The 19,244-nt window shown below is 72.1% G+C and carries 19 protein-coding genes; 14 read left to right on the top strand and 5 right to left on the bottom strand.

All coding sequences use genetic code 11. From position 1 onward, the window contains the following. The first annotated feature begins 67 nt into the window (after nt 1-67). The 5 genes from ACZ63H_RS16925 (at nt 68) to ACZ63H_RS16905 (ending at nt 4,008) form a co-directional block, all read left to right on the top strand. A complete protein-coding gene (locus ACZ63H_RS16925; protein ID WP_469865673.1) occupies nt 68-958 on the top strand; it encodes a UbiA family prenyltransferase in 891 nt (296 codons plus the stop codon). Between the two features lie 56 nt (nt 959-1,014). Further along, nucleotides 1,015-1,617, top strand: coding sequence for an ABC transporter ATP-binding protein (locus ACZ63H_RS16920; protein WP_469865839.1), 603 nt, complete (start codon nt 1,015-1,017; stop codon nt 1,615-1,617). Continuing rightward, the gene (locus tag ACZ63H_RS16915; protein ID WP_469865671.1) at nt 1,614-2,432 is read left to right on the top strand and encodes a hypothetical protein; all 819 of its coding nucleotides are present in this window, start codon (nt 1,614-1,616) and stop codon (nt 2,430-2,432) included. Before ACZ63H_RS16920 ends, ACZ63H_RS16915 begins: the two co-directional genes overlap by 4 nt. A gap of 145 nt (nt 2,433-2,577) precedes the next feature. Beyond that, entirely contained in the window at nt 2,578-2,946 is a 369-nt protein-coding gene (locus ACZ63H_RS16910) for a hypothetical protein (RefSeq protein ID WP_469865669.1), read from the top strand. Nucleotides 2,947-3,036: 90 nt separating this feature from the next. Then, nucleotides 3,037-4,008 (top strand): asparaginase, encoded by a 972-nt coding sequence (locus tag ACZ63H_RS16905; protein WP_469865667.1) that lies wholly within the window; start codon nt 3,037-3,039, stop codon nt 4,006-4,008. Nucleotides 4,009-4,093: 85 nt separating this feature from the next. On the opposite strand, the gene ACZ63H_RS16900 is transcribed toward ACZ63H_RS16905, so the two are convergent. The 4 genes from ACZ63H_RS16900 to ACZ63H_RS16885 all read right to left on the bottom strand — a co-directional run bounded on the left by ACZ63H_RS16900 (nt 4,094) and on the right by ACZ63H_RS16885 (nt 7,217). Continuing rightward, nucleotides 4,094-4,561 carry a hypothetical protein gene (locus tag ACZ63H_RS16900; RefSeq protein WP_469865665.1) on the bottom strand — a complete coding sequence of 156 codons (468 nt, stop codon included), beginning with the start codon at nt 4,559-4,561 and terminating at the stop codon, nt 4,094-4,096. A 132-nt stretch (nt 4,562-4,693) separates the two neighbouring features. Continuing rightward, the gene (locus tag ACZ63H_RS16895) at nt 4,694-5,197 is read right to left on the bottom strand and encodes a flavin reductase family protein (RefSeq protein WP_467943882.1); all 504 of its coding nucleotides are present in this window, start codon (nt 5,195-5,197) and stop codon (nt 4,694-4,696) included. Continuing rightward, entirely contained in the window at nt 5,194-6,153 is a 960-nt protein-coding gene (locus ACZ63H_RS16890) for a 3-hydroxyacyl-CoA dehydrogenase NAD-binding domain-containing protein (RefSeq protein ID WP_469865662.1), read from the bottom strand. The genes ACZ63H_RS16895 and ACZ63H_RS16890 overlap by 4 nt, the downstream gene beginning before the upstream one ends. Continuing rightward, nucleotides 6,150-7,217 (bottom strand): LLM class flavin-dependent oxidoreductase, encoded by a 1,068-nt coding sequence (locus tag ACZ63H_RS16885; RefSeq protein ID WP_469865660.1) that lies wholly within the window; start codon nt 7,215-7,217, stop codon nt 6,150-6,152. The genes ACZ63H_RS16890 and ACZ63H_RS16885 overlap by 4 nt, the downstream gene beginning before the upstream one ends. A 163-nt stretch (nt 7,218-7,380) precedes the next feature. Between ACZ63H_RS16885 and ACZ63H_RS16880 the strand changes: the two genes are divergently transcribed. The 6 genes from ACZ63H_RS16880 to ACZ63H_RS16855 all read left to right on the top strand — a co-directional run bounded on the left by ACZ63H_RS16880 (nt 7,381) and on the right by ACZ63H_RS16855 (nt 14,561). Continuing rightward, a complete protein-coding gene (locus ACZ63H_RS16880; RefSeq protein ID WP_469865658.1) occupies nt 7,381-7,866 on the top strand; it encodes a MarR family winged helix-turn-helix transcriptional regulator in 486 nt (161 codons plus the stop codon). Between the two features lie 5 nt (nt 7,867-7,871). Next, nucleotides 7,872-9,350: an MFS transporter gene (locus tag ACZ63H_RS16875; protein ID WP_469865656.1), complete on the top strand. Its 1,479-nt coding sequence runs from the start codon at nt 7,872-7,874 to the stop codon at nt 9,348-9,350. Nucleotides 9,351-9,377: 27 nt separating this feature from the next. Then, nucleotides 9,378-11,054, top strand: a complete 1,677-nt coding sequence (locus ACZ63H_RS16870) for a CocE/NonD family hydrolase (RefSeq protein WP_469865654.1) — start codon at nt 9,378-9,380, stop codon at nt 11,052-11,054. Between the two features lie 35 nt (nt 11,055-11,089). Further along, a complete protein-coding gene (locus tag ACZ63H_RS16865) occupies nt 11,090-12,070 on the top strand; it encodes a quinone oxidoreductase family protein (protein ID WP_469865652.1) in 981 nt (326 codons plus the stop codon). 82 nt (nt 12,071-12,152) lie between these two features. Then, a complete protein-coding gene (locus ACZ63H_RS16860) occupies nt 12,153-13,061 on the top strand; it encodes an NmrA family NAD(P)-binding protein (protein WP_469865650.1) in 909 nt (302 codons plus the stop codon). Nucleotides 13,062-13,550: 489 nt separating this feature from the next. Next, nucleotides 13,551-14,561 carry a sensor histidine kinase gene (locus ACZ63H_RS16855; protein ID WP_469865648.1) on the top strand — a complete coding sequence of 337 codons (1,011 nt, stop codon included), beginning with the start codon at nt 13,551-13,553 and terminating at the stop codon, nt 14,559-14,561. Nucleotides 14,562-14,648: 87 nt separating this feature from the next. Here the strand turns inward: ACZ63H_RS16855 and ACZ63H_RS16850 are convergent, their stop codons facing one another. Then, nucleotides 14,649-15,242, bottom strand: coding sequence for a response regulator transcription factor (locus ACZ63H_RS16850; RefSeq protein WP_469865646.1), 594 nt, complete (start codon nt 15,240-15,242; stop codon nt 14,649-14,651). A gap of 322 nt (nt 15,243-15,564) precedes the next feature. Here ACZ63H_RS16850 and ACZ63H_RS16845 point away from each other — a divergent pair, with 322 nt between their 5' ends. The 3 genes from ACZ63H_RS16845 to ACZ63H_RS16835 all read left to right on the top strand — a co-directional run. Further along, nucleotides 15,565-16,461, top strand: a complete 897-nt coding sequence (locus ACZ63H_RS16845) for an MBL fold metallo-hydrolase (RefSeq protein ID WP_469865644.1) — start codon at nt 15,565-15,567, stop codon at nt 16,459-16,461. Between the two features lie 95 nt (nt 16,462-16,556). After that, nucleotides 16,557-18,149, top strand: a complete 1,593-nt coding sequence (locus ACZ63H_RS16840) for an acyl-CoA carboxylase subunit beta (RefSeq protein ID WP_469865642.1) — start codon at nt 16,557-16,559, stop codon at nt 18,147-18,149. Nucleotides 18,150-18,348: 199 nt separating this feature from the next. Then, nucleotides 18,349-19,244 (top strand): ATP-binding protein (locus tag ACZ63H_RS16835; protein WP_469865837.1); only part of this gene is annotated, 896 nt, incomplete at its 3' end.

Here is a 19,244-nt window from a genome sequence, read left to right as displayed (position 1 = left end):
ACCGACACCAGGAGACACCCCCGGCCGTCCACCGGCCCGGCCGACCACGGAGTACGGACCCACAGTGATGACCACGACCGCGCCCGCGGTGGTTCTCCAGAGCGCCTGGCGCGAGATTCGCCTGAGCTGGCTGTTCATCAGCGCCGACCGCTGGACCACCATCTTCCCCGCCACCTGCTTCGTCATGGCGGCCGTCGTCCACGCCCGGCTGCCCCCGTCCGATGCCGTGCCCACCCTGGTGGCAGGCGCCCTGTACTTCTGGCTGTTCGTCTACGAACACACGCTGGCCAACCAACTCGTCGGCGTCGAGGAGGACCGCGTCAACAAGCCCTTCCGGCCCCTGGTCACCGGCCAGAGCAGCATCCGCGGCGCTCGGCTGCGCCTGAACGCCGTCCGGGTCGTCTTCCCCCTGTACGGGTACTGCCTGGGCGTCCTGGAGTGGGCCCTGCTGTGGCAGATCCTCTCCCTGCTGCAACACGAGTACGGCTGGGGCCGGCACTGGCTGGGCAGGAACCTCTACGCCGGCATCGGAGTCGTCGCCCAACTGGCCGCCGCCTGGGAGATGGTCACCGCCATGACACCGGACGCCTGGCGCTGGATCGCGACCCTCACGGTCACCGTGACCCTCCTCATGTCCGTCCAGGACCTCCGCGACATCACCGGCGACCGCGCGGTGCACCGCTCCACCATGCCGCTGGTCTTCGGCGAGAGACCCACCCGGGTCTTCCTGTGCGCCGGCTTCGCCGTCGGCCCCCTGGCGATCCACCACTTCCTCATGGAGCCCGCCGGCCCGCACTGGTGGATCGTCGCCACGGACGCGGTGCTGTGCGGCCTGAGCCTGGTGCTCTCCGTGCGGGTGATGCTGTCGCGGGGACGGGACCAGGACCAGCGCAGCTACCGCCTGGTCGAACAGTGGTACACCCTCGCCCTGGCCGCTTCCGTCTACACGCTTCGCTGAGGGGAGGGTTCGACGTGACCGCGGAGGCCACGCCGCACGTGCGGCACCCGTCACGGCTGCGGATCAGCGGCGTATGGAAGGCGTACGGCCGCAGGCAGGTCCTGCGCGGTGCCGACCTCGACGTGCCCGCCGGGGCGCTGATCGGCGTCGTCGGCGAGAACGGCGCGGGCAAGAGCACGCTGCTCCGCATCGCCATGGGGCACCTGGCGCCCGACCGGGGCACGGTGGAGCGCACCGGCAAGGCGGGGTACTGCCCGCAACACGCGGTGCTGAACGAGTCGTTCACCGTCATGCAGCACCTCCGCCTCTTCCAGGCCGCCTACCGGTTGCCGAACCTCACGCGTGCCCACGAGCTGATGGACCTCCTGGCGTTCGCCGACCGCGGCCGGCAGCGAGCCGGGGACCTCAGCGGAGGCACGCGGCAGAAGCTGAACCTCCTGCTCACCCTCATGCACGACCCGCAGCTCCTGGTGCTCGACGAGCCCTATCAGGGTTTCGACTGGGATACGCACCAGCGTTTCTGGTCGCTCGCGGCCCACCTGCGCGACCAGGGCAGGTCGATCGTCGTGGTCTCCCACCTGCTGCACGACATGCACCACTTCGACGCGGTGGGCCACCTGCGCGACGGCCGCCTCGACATGGAGGGGCCCATCCGATGACGGTCCGCCCTTCGGCGTACACCGAGATGCTGCGCTGCACCCTCCTCGGTCACCTGCGCAGCCGCATGGCGGTGCTCCTGGCGGTCGCGTTCATCCCCGCCTGGATCATGGTGGCACGGCTGTGCGCGCCGGACCGGGTCCTGCGGTTCCCCCTGGAATCCGTGCACGCCGGCGTCCACGCGCCCGCGAATCACGTCAGCCAAGTGGTGAACGCCCTCGCCGCCGTCACCTTGGTCACGGGGTTCTCGATGTTCATGGAGACCTTCAAAGCCGGGGAGATGGACCGCCGCCTGGTCCTGGCCGGCTACCCGAAAGTCCAGATGCTGCTGGCCAAGGTCACCGCCGTCGCCGTCGTCACGACCCTCATCGCCGTGTACACCACCATCCTGCTCCGCGGCTCGCTGCCGGTGCGCCAGCTGGGCCTGCTGACCCTCGCCGTGCTCGGGGCCGGTCTCGCCTACGGCGGCATCGGGCTCCTGCTCGGCTCGTTGGTACGCGGCGAGCTGGAGGGCTTCTTCCTCGTCATCATGCTCAGCCTGGTCGACACCGGCCTGCAGAACCCCGTCCTCAACGTCGCCGACCTGACCGGGTTGGGCGCCCTTCCCCTGTACGGCGCGTGCCAGTCCGCGCTGGCCGCGGCGTTCACGTCCCTCACCCCCTGGCCGTACGGACTGCTCTCGTTCGCCTGGTCCGCCTCGACCAGCGCGCTGGCCCTGCTCGCCTTCCACCTGCGCACCCGCTCCCACTGCCGGATCGCCGCGGACACGGTGGCCGAACCCGCCGGGACCCAGTGGCCGATCTCGCCCCGTTCGTGAGCGGGGCCGTGCGGCGTGGGAGCGCGGACGTCGCGCCGGAGGCGGCCGAGGTCCTCGGCAGTCCCTGTTGACACGGGGGTGGCACCCGGGGAACAGTCCGTGCCATCCAGCCGCACAGCGGCTCCCCGCGAAGAATGGGACGACGATGGCCTCGACCTCCGCTCCGGACAGCGCCGCCTCTCACCGCCGCCGGACGTCCCCGGCCCGGTCCGGCCTCCTGGCCGGTCTGACGGCCGCGATCGCCGGGCTGCTGCTGACGGTGGCGGCCCCGGCACAGGCCGCCGGCCCCTACCGGTACGCCATGGCCAAGGACATCGGCGCCCGGCTGACCGTCTGCGCCCAGGACCTGGACGTGCGCAGTTCGCGGGGCGGCCCGGCCTTCAACCAGCTGCACCGGTCCCAGACGTTCACCGTCGAGGGCGTGGACGGCGAGTTCGGCAGCGAGTGGGTCTACGGCTTCGCCTACGGCAACGTCAACGCCCGCGGCTTCGTTCAGAACGGCTGGTTCTGCTGAGCGGATCCGTTCCCGCCGAGGCATGTACCGCCGTGCCTCCCGCGACGGCACGGCGGTCGCGCGCGAACCCCCTTCGGAGGTGCTCATCCGATGCCACAGCCCAGTCCGGCCAACGGTGTTCCCGGCAATCCGGTCCTCGCCGAGGTCGTCCGCTCCGGATTCGTGGAGGGGCGGCACCGGGGGAGCCTGGTGTTGCTCGGGGCGGACGGCTCGGTGGAACGGGCGCTCGGCGACGTGACGTCCCCGGTCTTCCCGCGCTCCGCCAACAAGCCGATGCAGGCGGCGGGCATGCTCCGGGCCGGCCTCGACCTCGCGGGGGAGCGGCTCGCCCTGGCGGCGGGGAGCCACTCCGGGGAGCCCTTCCACCGCGACCTGGTGCGCACGATGCTGGCCGAGCACCGGCTGACCCCGGAGCACCTGCGGTGCCCGCCCTCCCTCCCGCTGGACCAGCGGGAGCAGGAGGCCTGGCTGGCGGCGGGTGACCGGCCCGACCGCGTGGCCATGAACTGCTCCGGCAAACACGCGGGGATGCTCGCGGCCGCCGCCCTCAGGGGCTGGCCGCTGGAGTCCTATCTCGATCCCGGCCATCCGCTCCAGCGGATCATCCGCACGGTGGTCGAGGAGACGGCCGGGGAGCCGGTGGCCGCCGTCGGGGTGGACGGCTGCGGGGCGCCCCTGCCGGCGATCAGCCTCACCGGACTGGCCCGTGCCTTCCGCACCGTCGCCCGCGCCGGACCCGGCAGCCCGGAACGGCGCGTCGCCGACGCCATGCGCGCCCACCCCGAGTACGTCGCGGGCACCCGCCGCCACGACACCTGGCTCATGCGGGAGGTCCCGGGCGCCCTGTCCAAGGTGGGCGCGGAAGCCGTCCAGGCCGTCGCGCTGCCCGACGGCCGTGCCCTCGCCCTCAAGATCGACGACGGCGGCACCCGGGCCCTCGGCCCGGTCCTCGCCCGCGCCCTGCGCCTCCTCGGCGTGACGTCACCGGTCGTGGACCGCGTCGGCCGGACGCCGGTCCTGGGCGGCGGCCGGGAAGTGGGGGAGGTGCGCGCGGTGTTCTGATCCGCGTGCCCATTCCCGGCGCACGGGGCCGAACGCAGCGAAGACCCCCGTGCCGAGGCGGCAGGGGGTCTTCGCCGGGCGGTGATCAGACGCGGTGGGCCGTCAGGGTGACGGTGAACGTCTCGAGGAGGTTGCCCTGGGTGTCGTAGCGGCCCGACGTGCCGGTCGACGACCAGGTGCTGCCGCTGATGGTGCCGGTCTGGTCCGCCTTGATGTAGGAGACGACGGCGCCGGTGGAGTCGTAGATCGGGTGCTCCAGGTGGAAGGTGAACGTGGAGCCGCTCTGGTGCCAGGTGCCGGTGGCGAGGTAGGCGTTGTCCTCCGGGATCATCTTCAGGGTGCCGTTGCCGTAGAAGAAGAAGTGCGGCTGGACCGGGTTGGGACCGGCGGTGCCGGAGCCCTGCCACTCGCCGGCCAGGCTGGAGTACGTCGCGTCGGCGGCGATCGGGGCGTCGGCGGTGGTGGTGGCGGACGCGGTGGCGGCGCCCAGGCCCGTCAGGGCGAGTACGGCGGTGGCGGCGACGACGCCGGCGCGGGTGGCGATGCTGCGCATGAAGTGCCTCTCCCAGATGAGGTGTCGATGGTGAAGGTGATGCGTGAGACTGCTCAGGTGGTGCGGAAAGAAGTCTGTGTTCCCGTCCTAGAGCGGCGATCGAGAGCTGCTCGCAGGGTGTGTGGCGCGTCGTCAGGGGGCCAGTTCGCGGAAGGCGCCGCCGAAGTAGAGCATCGGGTGCCCCTCGCCCTCCCCGGTGTGGGTGACCTCCGCGACGAGGATCATGTGGTCGCCCGCGGTGTGCCGCTGCCGGATCCGGCAGGCGAGCGTGGCCAGTGCGCCGCGCACCGCCGGTGTGCCGTTGGGCAGCGTCTCGAAGGCGCCGTCCGTGAACTTGTCGGCGCCCCGGGTGGCGAACCGCCGCGCGACGCCCGTCTGGTCGTGGGCGAGGATGCTGATCCCGCAGTCGGTGGCCCGGGTGAACGTGTCGTACGACGTGGCGGTCTCGGCCAGGCAGACGAGCACGAGCGGCGGCCGCAGCGACACCGAGCAGAACGAGCTCGCGGTGAAGCCGTGCGGCGTGCCGAGCGCGTCGCGCGCGGTGACCACGACCACCCCGCTGGCGAACCGGGCCAGGGCCGCCCGGAAGCTGTCGGCGTCGACGCCCCGCACCGTATCGGTGATGCCACCGGTCATGGATCGGCCCTCCCGGTGCCCTCGCCGGCCCGCAGCGCGGCGAGCACGGCTCCTTGGCGTGCGTCCCGCGCGGCGGCCAGCCGCCGGTAGGCGTCGGCGCCCTGTCCGTACGCCTGCTCGGTCTGCGCGGCGAGCGTCCGCACGGTGTCGTCGGTGAGCCCGGGCGTGCCCAGGTGCTCCCACTCGGCGGCCATCCGGTCCCCGACGGCGCTCAGCATCCGCCGCAGGCCCCCGGGACCGCCGCCGAGGTGGAACGCCTGGAACGGCCCGACCGCCCCCCAGCGCAGTCCGATCGAGCCGGTGACCACGGCGTCGACCTCCTCGGCCGTGAGGTACCCCTCGGACACCAGGTGCACGGCCTCCCGGAAGAGGGCCGACTGCAGCCGGTTCGCGGGGGTGCCGGCCATGGGGCGGCGCAGCGCGACCGGCACCTTGCCCAGGGACCGGTAGAACGCGGCCGCCCGCTCGACGGCGTCGGGCCGGGTGCGGGTGCCCGGGACCAGCTCCACCAGCGGCATCAGATGCGCCGGATTGAAGGGGTGGCCGACCAGCAGCCCCGAAGGGTCCTCCATGGTGGCGCCCAGCGCGTCCGCGGACAGCGACGAGGACGACGACAGCAGCAGGACGTGGCCCGGTGCGGCCCGCTCCGCCTCCGCGAACAGCTCCTGCTTCAGCGTGAGTTGCTCGCGGATGTTCTCCTGTACGAGATCGGTGCCGGCGACCGCCTTGGCCACGTCCGGCTCGATCGTGAGCCGGTCCAGCAGCCGGGCCGGATCGGCGGGCGGCGAGGGCAGCGACGGGGCGAACAGTTCCACCGCCTCGCGCGCCGCCCGCTCGGCGTCGGTCCTGCGGGTGCTCAGCCGTACGTCGAGGCCGTGCGCGAGGAACAGCGTGGTCCAGGCCAGGCCGATGGTGCCCGCGCCGACCACGGTGACGGTGCGTACGGGCCCGGTCATCGCGCCGGCGTGGCGAAGTGCGGCGCCACCTGCCGCGCGAACAGCTCCGACGAACGCTTGGCGACCTCCACGGGCAGCAGTCCGGAGTGGATGGTCAGGCTGAGGGTGACGTCCGGCCCGAACCAGCCCTGGATGCGCTCCACCTGGGCGCGGACCTCGGCCGGCGACCCGGCCAGCAGCTTGTCCGCCTCCAGCTTCTTGTCGAAGTCGTAGGTCCGGGTGGCCTCGAGGATCCTGTCGTAGCCCGGGTAGGCACTGCTGGAGACGCGCCCCCACGCGGAGACGGCCTCGGCCATCCGCCGGTTGTACTCCTCGTCGTCCTTGCGGGCCAGACGGCGCGCCTCGTCGCCGTCCTCGGCGACGTAGGTGGGGTAGCTGAACTGCACGCGGCCCGGTCCCTCGTGGCCCGCCGCGGCGCGCGCGGCGCGGTAGGCGCCGAGCATCTCCTGGGCCTTCTCGACGGACGAGGTCGCGGGCACGAGCAGCAGGTGGTGGCCGGCGCGCCCCGCGGACTCGCAGGACTCGAGGCTCATGGCGGTGGCGACATGGGTCGGCGGGTGCGGCCGCTGCACCGGGCGGGGCTGCAGGGTGACCGGGCCGAACTTGTGGAAGCGGCCCTCCCAGACCACGTCCTCCTCGGTCCACAGGCGGCGGATCGCCTCCACGTTCTCCTCGAACAGGGCGCGGCTGTCGTCGATGGACACGCCGAAGGCCGCGAACTCGTCGGGCAGGAAGGCCCGGCCGAAGCCCACCTCCAGCCGGCCGTGCGAGAGGTTGTCCAGCATGGCCAGCTTGCCCGCGAGCTTGACGGGGTGGGTGAACGCGGGCAGCACGGTGCCGGTGATCAGCCGGATGCGGCGGGTGCGGGCGGCCGCGGCGGCCAGGAAGGTGACCGGGTCGGGGCTGTAGCCGCCGTACCGGAAGAAGTAGTGCTCGACGATCTTCACGTGCTGGAAGCCGAGCGCGTCGGCGTGCTCGGCGACGGACAGCGCCTCGTCGTAGTAGGTCGCGCCGTCCTTGTCGGCGGGACCCACGGTCGGGAAGAAGGTCACTCCGAATTCCACTGTGCACCTCGCGGGCTGATGTCGGCTGCAGTACGGCGACGCTCGCAAGCGGGGCTCGCAGTCGGCTGGAGGCCGGATCGAGAAGGAACGACTTGCGAGAGACCGGACCACCGGGTAATAGTTGGTTTGACACAACCAATCGAGCGGGATCGTGGTGTCGGACATGGGACGCACGTCAGCCAATCCACCGGACGGACCGGACGCACAGCGCGAGGCGTCCGGCGAGGTGGCGTCGGCTCTGGCCGTGGTGGGGAACTGGATGTTCTCCACGGCGGCGCGGCGCCGCATCATGGCGGCCTCGGGCCTCGAGCTGTCGCTGGGGGACTACACGCTGCTCGCCCAGATCTCCCAGCACGCACCCGTGCGGCTGTCGGTCCTGGCGGACCTCATGGAGGTCGACAAGTCCACGCTCACCCCGCCCGCCAAGCGGCTGGAGGCCCGCGGGTTCATCGTCCGCGAGCCCGACCCGGCGGACGCCCGCGCCCAGCTGGTCAGTGTCAGCCGGTCCGGCAAGCTCGCCGTCCGCAAGCTGTGGCAGGCGCGGGCCGCCATCGTGGCCGAGCTGATGGAGGACTGGAGCACCGCCGACATCAAGAGCCTGGCCACCCAGCTGGCGGCCTTCGCCGAAGCGATCGAGAAGAAGGGATAGGGGCCGTGACCCGCTTAGGGACCCAGGACGGCACCAGTGGCGGCGACACGACCACTCCGCCCCCCGGCACCCGGCGGTCCCCGGACCGCACCGCACCACCCTGGGTGATCGTCACCCTCGCCTGCCTCGGCCAGTTCATGGTGCTGCTCGACGTCTCCATCGTGAACGTCGCGTTACCGTCCATCCAGACCGGCCTCGGCTTCAGCGACACCGGCCTGCAGTGGGTCGTGAACGCCTACACCCTCGCCTTCGCCGGCTTCCTCATGCTCGGCGGCCGGGCCGGCGACCTGCTCGGCCGCAAGCGCGTCTACATAGCCGGCATCGCCGTGTTCACCGCGGCGAGCCTCGTCGGGGGCCTCGCGGGCAGCCCCGGCGTCCTGATCTTCGCCCGCGTCGTGCAGGGCATCGGCGCCGCCTTCCTGTCACCGATCACCCTGGCCCTGCTCACCACCACCTTCCCCGAGGGACCCAGACGGGCCTCCGCGCTGGGCCTGTGGAGCGCGGTGGCGGGCGGCGCCGGCGCGGTCGGCTCCATCGCGGGCGGACTGCTCACCGGCTATCTGTCCTGGCGCTGGATCCTCCTGGTCAACATCCCCATCGGCGTCGCGCTCATCGCGGCCTGCGTGCGCTACCTCGACCACCGGCGCAGCGAGGGCCCGCGCCGCCTCGACGTCCTGGGCGCCGCCACCGTGACCCTGGCCCTCCTCGCCCTCGTCTACGGCATCGTCAACACCGCGTCGTACGGCTGGAGCTCCCCGCACGTGCTGCCGCCGCTGATCGCCGGCATCCTGCTGCTCGCCCTGTTCTGCTTCGTCGAGGAACGCGTCGCCAAGGTGCCGCTGATCCGGCTCGGCCTGCTGCGGGCCCGCTCGGTGGCCGGCGGCAACCTGGTGGGCCTCCTGATGAACGCCGCGTTCCTGTCGATGTGGTACTTCGTCTCGCTGTACGTGCAGAACGTGCGCGGCTTCAGCCCCGTACAGGCCGGGCTCGCCTTCCTGCCGCACACGGTGATGGTGATGGCCGGGGCGCGGCTCAGCTCCCGGATCATCTCCAGGACGGGCACCCGCCCGCTCATCCTGGCCGGCGCGCTCAGCGCGCTCGCCGGCTTCGTCTGGCAGGCCCAGCTCGGCCCGCACAGCGACTTCGTCCTGATGGTCGTGCTGCCCGGCATGCTGATGGCGCTCGGTGTCGGCCTGGTCTTCACCCCCGTCGCCGCGGCCGCCACCTCGGGGGTCGCGCCCGCCGACGCGGGAGTGGTCTCGGGGCTGCTCAACACCTCACGCCAGATCGGCGGCGCCCTCGGCCTCGCCATCCTCAGCACCATCGCGACGAGCCGTATCCAGTCGCTCTCCGGTGACGCTCAGCCCACCCCCGACAACCTGGTCTCCGGCTACGGCCTGGCCTTCCTGGTGGCCGCGGCCTTCGTGGTCCTCGGCGCGGCGTCGGCACTCGTCCTGCCCCGCATCGCCAAGAACCGCTCCTGACGGCCGACTTATCTGCAAGGAGACCTCGTGAGCACCGACAAGCCCCAACTGACCTACCCGCACCTGCACTTCCGTGAGCCCAACCCGCTCGCCGACGGCAACTACCCGGGGTTCGCGCCGGGATCGCGCGTCGTCGACGGGATGCGCATCGACCGTGACGTCGAGATCCCGGTCCGCGACGGCAGCGTCCTGTACGCCGACGTGCACCGGCCCGCCGACCCCGGCGCCGCGCCGCTGCCCGTGCTGATCTCCTGGGGCCCCTACGGCAAGCACGGCGGGCGCAGCACCGCCCCGAGCCGCAGCGCCGCCAGCGGCGTCGACCCGTCCTGGGTCTCCGAGTACGCGGCGATCGAGGCCCCGGACCCGCTGTACTGGTGCCGCCACGGATACGCGGTCGTCTACGTCGACCCGCGCGGCACCTGGAGCACCCCCGGCGACTACACCCTCGCCTCCGAGCAGGAGGCCCAGGACTTCCACGACGCGATCGAGTGGGCCGGCACCCGCGACTGGTCTAACGGCAAGGTCGGCCTGTCCGGTGTCTCCTACCTGAGCATCGCCCAGTGGCGGGTGGCCGCCACCCGGCCGCCGCACCTGGCCGCCATCAACCCGTGGGAGGGCCTGACCGACTTCTACCGGGACATCGCCTACCACGGCGGCATCCCGGAGACCGGCTTCATGGAGGTGTTCGCCCGGCACAGCCTCGGCTACTCCTCCACGCGCGTCGAGGACCTGGAACGCCTCGCCGCCGAGCACCCCTTCGACGACGCCTACTGGGACGCCAAGCGGGCGGTCCTGGAGAACGTCGAGGTACCCGCGTACGTGGTGGCCAGCTGGTCCAACCAGGGCCTGCACGGCCGCGGCACCCTGGAAGGCTTCAAGCGCATCTCCTCGGCCGACAAGTGGCTGGAGGTGCACGGCCGCAAGACCTGGGAGTACTACTACCGGCCCGAGAACCTCGCCAGCCAGCTCCAGTTCTTCGACTGGGCGTTGAAGGGCGAGGACAACGGCTGGACCGAACGGCCGAAGGTGCTCACCGAGGTGCGCGAGCGGGCCGGCGTCGGCTATGTCACCGAGGAGCGGGAGTGGCCCATCGCCCGCACCGAGTACGTGCCGCTGCACCTGGACGCGGCCCGGCGCACCCTCGCCGACAAGCCGCCGCTGGCCGAGGCCGAGGTGAGCTACCCGGTCCGGGACGGCGACGGGGTCGGCGGGACCCGCTTCAGCCACGAGTTCACCGAGCGCACCCGGCTCACCGGCCACGCCAAGCTGCGGCTGTGGCTGGAGGCCCGGGGCTCCGACGACGCCGACGTCTTCGTCGCGCTGCGCAAGAAGGACGCCGCCGGCCGCGAGGTGCCGTTCCCGTTCTTCGCGCTCTACGACAACGGCCCCGTCGCCCTCGGGTGGCTCAGGGCCAGCCACCGGGCCGTGGACGAGCAGCGCTCCACCCCGTGGCAGCCCTGGCACCGGCACGACCGCGAGGAGCTTCTCCAGCCCGGCGTCCCGGTCGCCCTCGACATCGAGATCTGGCCCTCCTCGACGCTGTTCGAGCCGGGCGAGAGCCTCGAACTCGTGGTCCAGGCGGGCGATGTGGTCACCGGTGTGCTGCCCGGTCACCGCGTCACCCGCAACGCCGGCGACCACGTCATCCGTACCGGCGGCCGGTTCGACAGCCATCTGCTCGTCCCGGTCGTCGCGGACGAGTAATCCGTACACGATCCACCATGAAGGAGTGAGGACAGGTGCGTGCCGTCCTGCTGAAAGATTTCGGTCCCCCGGACCAGCTGACCGTGGCCGATGTCCCGGATCCGCGCCCCGCCCCGGGCGAGGTGACGATCCGGGTGGCCGCCGTCGGCATCCAGTTCCTGGAAACCCAGGTCCGCTCCGGCATGATGCGCGGGGCCCTGGGCGGCGCGCCCCTGCCCGTGATCCTCGGCAAGGAGATCGCGGGCGAGGTGATCGAGACCGGGCCGGGCGTCGACACGGCGCTCCTCGGCAGCCGGGTGCTCGCCACCACCGGCGGCACCGGCGGCTACGCCGAACTGGCCACCGCGCCCGCCGAAGGGCTCGTCCCGGTGCCCGACGGGCTGGACTTCCGGGACGCCGTGGCGCTCTACCGCTACGGAGCCACCGCCCGCGGCCTGATCGACGCCGCGCGTGTCACCGCGGGCGACCGGGTCCTGGTCCAGGCCGCCGCCGGCGCCGTCGGCACGATCCTCGTCCAGCTGCTCAAGCGGGCCGGCGCGACGGTGATCGGCACCGCCCGCGGCGCCGCCAAGCTGGGCCTCGTCAAGGAGCTGGGCGCCGACCACGTCGTCGACTACTCGCTGCCCGGCTGGACCGACCAGGTGCGCCAGGCCGCCCAGGGTGCCGTCGAGGTCGTCTACGACCACATCGGCGGCGAACTCGGACGCGACTCGTTCTCGCTGCTCGCCCCGGGCGCCGGCCGCCAGATCGTGTTCGGCTTCTCCAGCGGGCAGCCGCTCGACGTCAAGCCCATGGAGCTGTTCGGCCGCGGCCTGACCCTGACCGGCTTCAGCGCGGGTCTCATCTGGAACCGGCCCGCCTACGCCCGCGAACTGGTCACCGACGTCCTGGACCTGGCGGTCGCCGGCGAGATCAGGCCGGTCGTCGGCCAGAGCTACCCGCTGGAGCGGGCGGCCGAGGCGCATGCCGCCGTGGAGGCGCGCAGCACCATCGGCAAGACCCTGCTCATCCCGTGAACCACACCCCGCGGCACGCACCTTGCGCACAATCGTCCGGGCCGTCCGAGGCCCGGGTCTTACCGAGGAGAACGACAACACCATGACCACCGCATCCAAGATCTTCGTGGCCGGCGCCACCGGCCTGCTGGGCGGCCAGATCGTCAGCAACCTGCTCGACCAGGGTGCCTCCGTCCGCGCACTGGTGCGGCCGGGTACCGACGGCGACAAGAAGGCCGCCCTGACGGCCCTGGAGGCCCGCGGCCTGGAGCTCGTCGAGGGTGACATCACCGACCCGGCGGACAAGCTGGCGGCCGCGATCGGCGACGCCACCACCGTCGTCTCGGCCATCCAGGGCGGTCCGGACCTGATCGTGGACGGGCAGGTGAACCTGGTGCGCGCGGCCGAGCAGGCCGGTGCCCGCCGCTTCATCCCGTCCGACTTCGCCATCGACATCACCAAGCTGGACGACAGCGACAACGTCATGATCGGCTGGCGCCGGCAGGCCGCGACCGCGTACGGCGACACCAGCCTCGACGTGATCTCCGTGCTCAACGGCGCGTTCTACGAGGTCATGATCGGCTTCATGGGGATCGTCGACTGGGAGGCGGGCACCGTCTCCCACTGGGGCGATGCCGACCAGCCGCTCGACATGACCTCGGTCCCGGACACCGCCGCCTTCACCGCCGCGGTCGCCCTCGACCCGCAGGCCAAGGGCACCCAGCGGTTCGCCGGTGAGGTGCTGTCGATGCGCGAGTTCCACCAGACCCTGGAGCGGGCCACCGGCCGCAGCCTCACCCTGAAGAACCTCGGCACCGCCGACGAACTGCGTGCCGAGATCACCCGCCAGGCCGGCGCCACCCAGAACCCGTTCGAGTACGTGGGTCTGCAGTACCAGTGGTGCATGGTGACGGGCAAGGGCAAGTTCGACGGCCTGGACAACGCCAAGTACCCGCAGGTGAAGCCCGGTTCGCTGGAGGACTTCGTGCGCAAGGCCGCGCCCAAGGCGTGACCCGGACACCGCCGGCACGGTGACCGGTGCGGCGCTCGCCGTGCCGGCGGTCACCCGGGGCGGTGGCATGCCGCGGCGGTGAGAATCCCCCGCTCACCGCCGCGGCTTGCCGCCGCCCCGGGTCCTTGCGCTCATGTCCCGCCCGGAGAGGACACAGTCCTGCAAAAAAACCGGCGAGTCGGTTCGATAACAGGGGTGTCTCCCTCGATTGCGCTCGGCGCCCCGGCGGGCCTTTCGCCCGGTAAGTGAGCCGACATATCCCCTGACGTCTTCGAAAGGTGGTGCCCTGGGCTGCGGCGCGAGGACAGGTAAGCGTTGACGAACCGCGAGACCGGTTTGTAATTTCGTGACCTGCCCTCTACAAAAAATACAGGAGGTCCGGATGGTTATGCATGATCTCTACGGTTTGACCACCTGTACACGGGGACTGCCCCCCAGCGTCGTGACCTGTAACGGCCTGCCCGCCCGAGCCGTATTAGGCAGCGCCACGTGATCTCTCACACCGCGCGCAGGAAATGTGCGAGACACCTGGCTCCGGTGGTGATCGTGGCGGTGCCGGCCGGGGGAGCGGCCATGGTGGCCGACGCGCCCCTGTGGGACGGCCACGGGATGTTGCGGGGCCTGGCCGCCCTGCTGACCGTGCTGGTGTACGCGGGCCTGCCGGCCCTGTTGGACGTGGACGCCTCGACCTGCAGGACGCGCCGCCAGTGCGCCTCCCTGACCCTGCTGCCCGTGCTGGCGGTGACCCCGCTGCTGGTGCTCATGCCGGGCGCGCTGAGCTACCCCGTCCTGGCCCTGGTCGTGTCGGTGACGGCGCTCGACTGCCGGCGCCGGATCCGGGAGATGCTCTGGGCCCAGCAGCGCAGGATCGTGGAGGAACGGAAACGGACCCTGCGCGAAAGCCGCCGGCTGCGGCGCGACGTGCACGACGTGCTCGGCTACAGCCTGTCCGCCATCACGGTCAAGGCGGAACTCGTCGACCGGTATCTGGTGCAGAACGACCCGCGGGTCAGGGAAGAGGTGGCCGAGCTGCTGGCGCTGTCCCGCAGGACGCTCGCCGAGATGCGCTCCTTCTCCTCGGCCGCGCGGCAGCTGTCCCTCGGTGTCGAACTCGCCTCCGTCCGCCGGGTGCTGGCGGCGGCCGGCGTGGACACCATGGTCTGCGGCGACGCCTCGGAGGTGCGCGACCCGGCGCTGGGCGCGGCGCTCTCCCTCGTGCTGCGCGAGGGCGCGACCAACATCCTGCGCCACAGCAAGGCCGGCCTCTGCCGGATCACGCTGAGCACCCACGACGGCACGGTCATGCTGAGACTCTCCAACGACGGCTACGAGGGCGAGATCGAGGGCGCCGAACCGCTGGGTACCGGCCTGGCGAGTCTGTCGTCCCGGCTCACCGCGTTCGACGGCACGCTGACCTGGGCGCACGAGGGGGGCTGGTTCCACCTGACCGCCTGTGCTCCGGAAGCCGTCACGTCGTACGGCACGTACGCGGCGACCTGAGGCGTGCCGGCCGGGCCCGCGCGCGTCCCGAAGCCTTGCCGAGGTGCCCGGTCCGCCGGGCCCCGGCGGGGCTTTCGCCGTCGTGGGCTACAGCCAGCCCGCCTGCTCGGCGATGCGCACGGCGTCCAGCCGGTTGCGCGCGTGCAGTTTGGTGACCGAGGAGGTGAGGTAGTTGCGCACGGTCCCGGTCGACAGGTGCATGCGGCGGGCTATCTCCGCGGGATCGGCGCCGGCGGCGGCCTGGCGCAGCACGTCCGTCTCGCGCGGGGTCAGCGGGCTCACGTCGCTCTCCCATGAGGCCAGCGCGAGTTCGGGATCGATGACACGGCCGCCCGCGGCGATCCGCCGGATGGCCGTGGCCAGTTCCTGCGGGGGCGCTTCCTTGAGCAGATAACCGCTGACGCCGGCGGCCATCGCGCGTTGCAGCGCCCCGGGCCGGCCCAGCGCCGTCAGGACCAGGGTGCGACACTGCGGTAACTGCTCGTGCAGGGCCGCGGCCGCGCTCAGCCCGTCCAGTCCCGGCAGGTCGATGTCCACCACGAGAACGTCGGGGCGGTGCTCCAGCGCCGTCGGCACGACGGCGTCCCCCCGCCCCACCTCCGCCACGACCTCGATGCCGCGCTCGCCCGCCAGCAGGGCCACGAGGGCTCCACGGATCATCTCCATGTCCTCGGCCAACATGACTCGTATCACGTCCCGCCCCCCACCCCAGGGCAGTCGGCGAGGCCCCTGAGTGACTTGATCATACACAGCGCACGTTCCAACCGAGTAAACGTTTTCTGACGGTATGTGAGTTTTGCTCCGCTCGGCGCGCAGAGCCCGCGCCGTCCGCTCCAAGTGTGCTCGACGGGGGCCCGAGACGTGCTCCAGGCGTGCTCGTGGCGACCGTGCGGAGCGGACGGCCGGCCGCGGCGAGCAGGCGCTTGAGCGGGACTGCCGGTGGGCCTCGAGCCGGAGGCGGCAGGGTCGTTGTGAGAGCGGAACGACCCACCGAGGAGAGAGCATGCCGCCGCATCTGACGGAAATCGCCGACGACGTCTACGCCTACGTCCAGCCGGACGGTGGCTGGTGCCTGAACAACGCCGGTCTCGTCGTGGCGGAGGGGGAGGCCCTGCTGGTCGACACCGCCGCCACCGAGCGCCGGGCCCTGGCGCTGCGCGAGGCCGTCAAGAGTGTCAGCCCCGCCCTGCCCCGGCTGCTGGTCAACACCCACTCGCACGGCGACCACACCTTCGGCAACTACCTCTTCCCCGAGGCCGCCGTCGTCGGGCACCGCGGCACCCGGACGGAAGTGACCCAGGTCGGGATGCACCTGACGACGCTATGGCCGGACGTGTGCTGGGGCGATCTGGAACTGCGCCCGCCCCAGGTCACGTTCGAGGACCGGCTCACCGTCCACGTGGGCGGCACGGAGGTCCGGCTGCTGCACCTCGGCCCCGCCCACACCGGCAGTGACGTCGTGGTGTGGCTGCCCGGGCCGCGCGTCCTGTTCACCGGGGACGTCGTGATGTCGGGAGCGACGCCGTTCTGCCCGATGGGCTCGGTGGCCGGCTCGCTCGACGCCGTGCGGGCGCTGCGCGAACTGCGGCCCCGCGTGGTGGTGGCCGGGCACGGGCCGGTGGCCGGCGACGGACTGCTGGACACCACCGAGGGGTACCTGCTGCTGCTCCAGCGGCTGGCGAAGGAGGGCGTCGCGGCCGGAGCCACCGTCCTGGACGTGGCCCGCGAGGCCGAACTCGGGCCCTACGGCGAGCTGCTGGACGCCGAACGGATCGTCCCGAACCTGCACCGCGCCTACCTCGAGGAGCGCGGGGCCGAGCGCGGCTGCCCCGTGGACATGCCGGCGCTGTTCGCGGAGATGGTGGAGTTCCACGGCGGACTGCCCGCCTGCCACGCCTGACCCCGGCTTCCAGACGGTTTCCAGGACGGCTCGAGCCGCCCGGCACAGCCTCGTCCGGCAAGACGCTTGCACAACCTTCCAGAAGGGGGCGGCACATGAGCACCGTTGAAGAGCGGCCGTTGTCGACGGCTCACCTCTCATCCCTGAGCGCCCGCACGGCCGAACTCGCCCAGGTCCGCGAAGCCGTGCACCTCGGGCCGGGCGAGGCGGCCACCGCGGCGCAGCACGCCAAGGGCAAACTGACCGCGCGCGAGCGACTGGCACTCCTCTTCGACGAGGGGGTGTACACCGAGGTCGAAGGGATGCGCCGGCACCGGGCCACCGGGTTCGGACTGGAGGCGAAGCGACCGTACACCGACGGGGTCGTCACCGGCTGGGGGACGGTGCACGGCCGCACCGTCTTCGCGTACGCCCACGACTTCCGCATCTTCGGCGGCGCGCTCGGCGAGGCCCACGCCGAGAAGATCCACAAGATCATGGACCTGGCCGAGAAGGCCGGGGCACCCCTCGTCGGCCTGTGCGACGGCGCGGGCGCCCGCATCCAGGAGGGCGTGACCGCGCTGGCCGGCTACGGCGGCATCTTCCAGCGCAATGTCCGCAACTCCGGGGTCATCCCGCAGATCTCGGTGATCCTGGGACCGTGCGCGGGCGGCGCCGCGTACTCCCCGGCGCTCACCGACTTCGTGTTCATGGTGCGCGGCACCTCGCAGATGTTCATCACCGGCCCCGACGTGGTGCAGGCCGTCACCGGAGAGCAGATCACCCAGGACGCGCTCGGTGGCGCCGACGCGCACGCCACGCTCTCCGGTGTCGCGCACTTCGCCTACGACGACGAGCGGAGCTGCCTGGAGGACGTCCGGCACCTGCTCGCGATGCTGCCCGCCAACAACCGGGAGCGCCCGCCCGCCGAGCCGGCCGACGACCCCGCCGACCGCACCAACGAGGCGCTGTACGACCTGGTGCCCGCCGACTCCGGCCGGGCGTACGACATGAAGCGGGTCATCGGCGAGATCGTCGACCACGGCGAGTACTTCGAGGTCCACGAGACCTGGGCCACCAACGTCATCTGCGCGTTCGCGCGCCTGGCCGGCGAGGTGGTCGGCATCGTCGCCAACCAGCCCGCCGCGCTCGCGGGCGTCCTGGACATCGAGGCGTCGGAGAAGGCCGCGCGGTTCGTGCAGACCTGCGACGCGTTCAACATCCCGCTGGTCACCCTCGTCGACGTCCCCGGCTTCCTGCCGGGCGTCGACCAGGAACACGGCGGGATCATCCGGCACGGCGCGAAACTGCTGTACGCGTACTGCAACGCGACCGTGCCGAGGATCTCGCTGACCCTGCGCAAGGCCTACGGCGGGGCGTACATCGTGATGGACTCCCGTTCCATCGGCACCGACCTCGCCCTGGCCTGGCCCACCAACGAGATCGCCGTCATGGGTGCGGAGGGGGCGGCGGGCGTCGTCTTCCGCAAGGAGATCGCGGCGTCCGACGACCCCGAGGCGACGCGCCGGGAGCGGATCGAGGAATACCGCACGCAGCTCATGCACCCCTACTACGCCGCCGAACGCGGCCTGGTCGACGACGTGATCGACCCGGCCGAGACGCGTTCCCGGCTGATCGACGCGCTGGCGACGCTGCGCCACAAGCACGCCCCGCTGCCCACCCGCAAGCACGGTAACCAGCCCCAGTGAGGGCCGGCCGGCCGCTCGTCGCGGTGGCGCACGGCGGCCCCGCCGCGGTCCGTCTCCCGCGGTCGTGCGGGCGGGGCCGCCCCGCCGGGGCCCGCGCTCGCCTGCTGCCGCATCAACCCCGTCCATGGATCCGCCGTCGCCCGGGCGGTCGCAGCGCGGCCCGCCCGGACGTCTTCGTCGTGAGAGGTCACACGTGAGTCTGCGCAAGGTGCTCATCGCCAACCGTGGTGAAATCGCTGTCCGCGTGGCCCGGGCCTGCCGGGATGCCGGGATCACGAGCGTCGCCGTCTACGCCGACCCGGACCGGGCGGCCGTCCATGTCCGCGCCGCCGACGAGGCGTTCGCGCTCGGCGGTGACACCCCGGCCACCAGCTACCTGGACATCGAGAAGGTGTTGCGGGCCGCCAAGGACTCGGGCGCGGACGCGATCCACCCGGGTTACGGATTCCTGTCGGAGAACGCCGAGTTCGCCCAGGCCGTGCTCGACGCGGGCCTGGTCTGGATCGGCCCGCCTCCGCAGGCCATCCGCGACCTCGGCGACAAGGTGGCGGCCCGCCACATCGCGCAGCGCGCCGGCGCGCCCCTGGTTGCCGGTACCCCGGACCCGGTCTCGGGCGCGGAGGAGGTCGTCGCGTTCGCCGAGGAGCACGGCCTGCCCATCGCGATCAAGGCCGCCTTCGGTGGCGGCGGGCGCGGCCTGAAGGTCGCCCGGACCCTGGAGGAGGTCCCCGAGCTGTACGACTCCGCGGTGCGCGAGGCCGTCGCCGCGTTCGGCCGCGGGGAGTGCTTCGTGGAGCGCTACCTCGACAAGCCGCGGCACGTGGAGACGCAGTGCCTGGCCGACCGGCACGGCAACGTCGTCGTGGTCTCCACCCGTGACTGCTCCCTGCAGCGCCGCCACCAGAAGCTGGTGGAGGAGGCCCCCGCCCCGTTCCTGTCCGAGGCCCAGGTCGAGGAGCTGTACCGCGCCTCCAAGGCGATCCTGAAGGAGGCCGGCTATGTCGGCGCGGGCACGGTGGAGTTCCTGGTCGGCGCGGACGGCACGATCTCCTTCCTGGAGGTCAACACCCGCCTCCAGGTCGAGCACCCGGTCAC

Source organism: Streptomyces sp. NPDC104831 (genome assembly GCF_055583025.1).
Note: the sequence above shows the minus strand (reverse complement) of the source record. Positions and strands in the feature narration are given on the sequence as shown.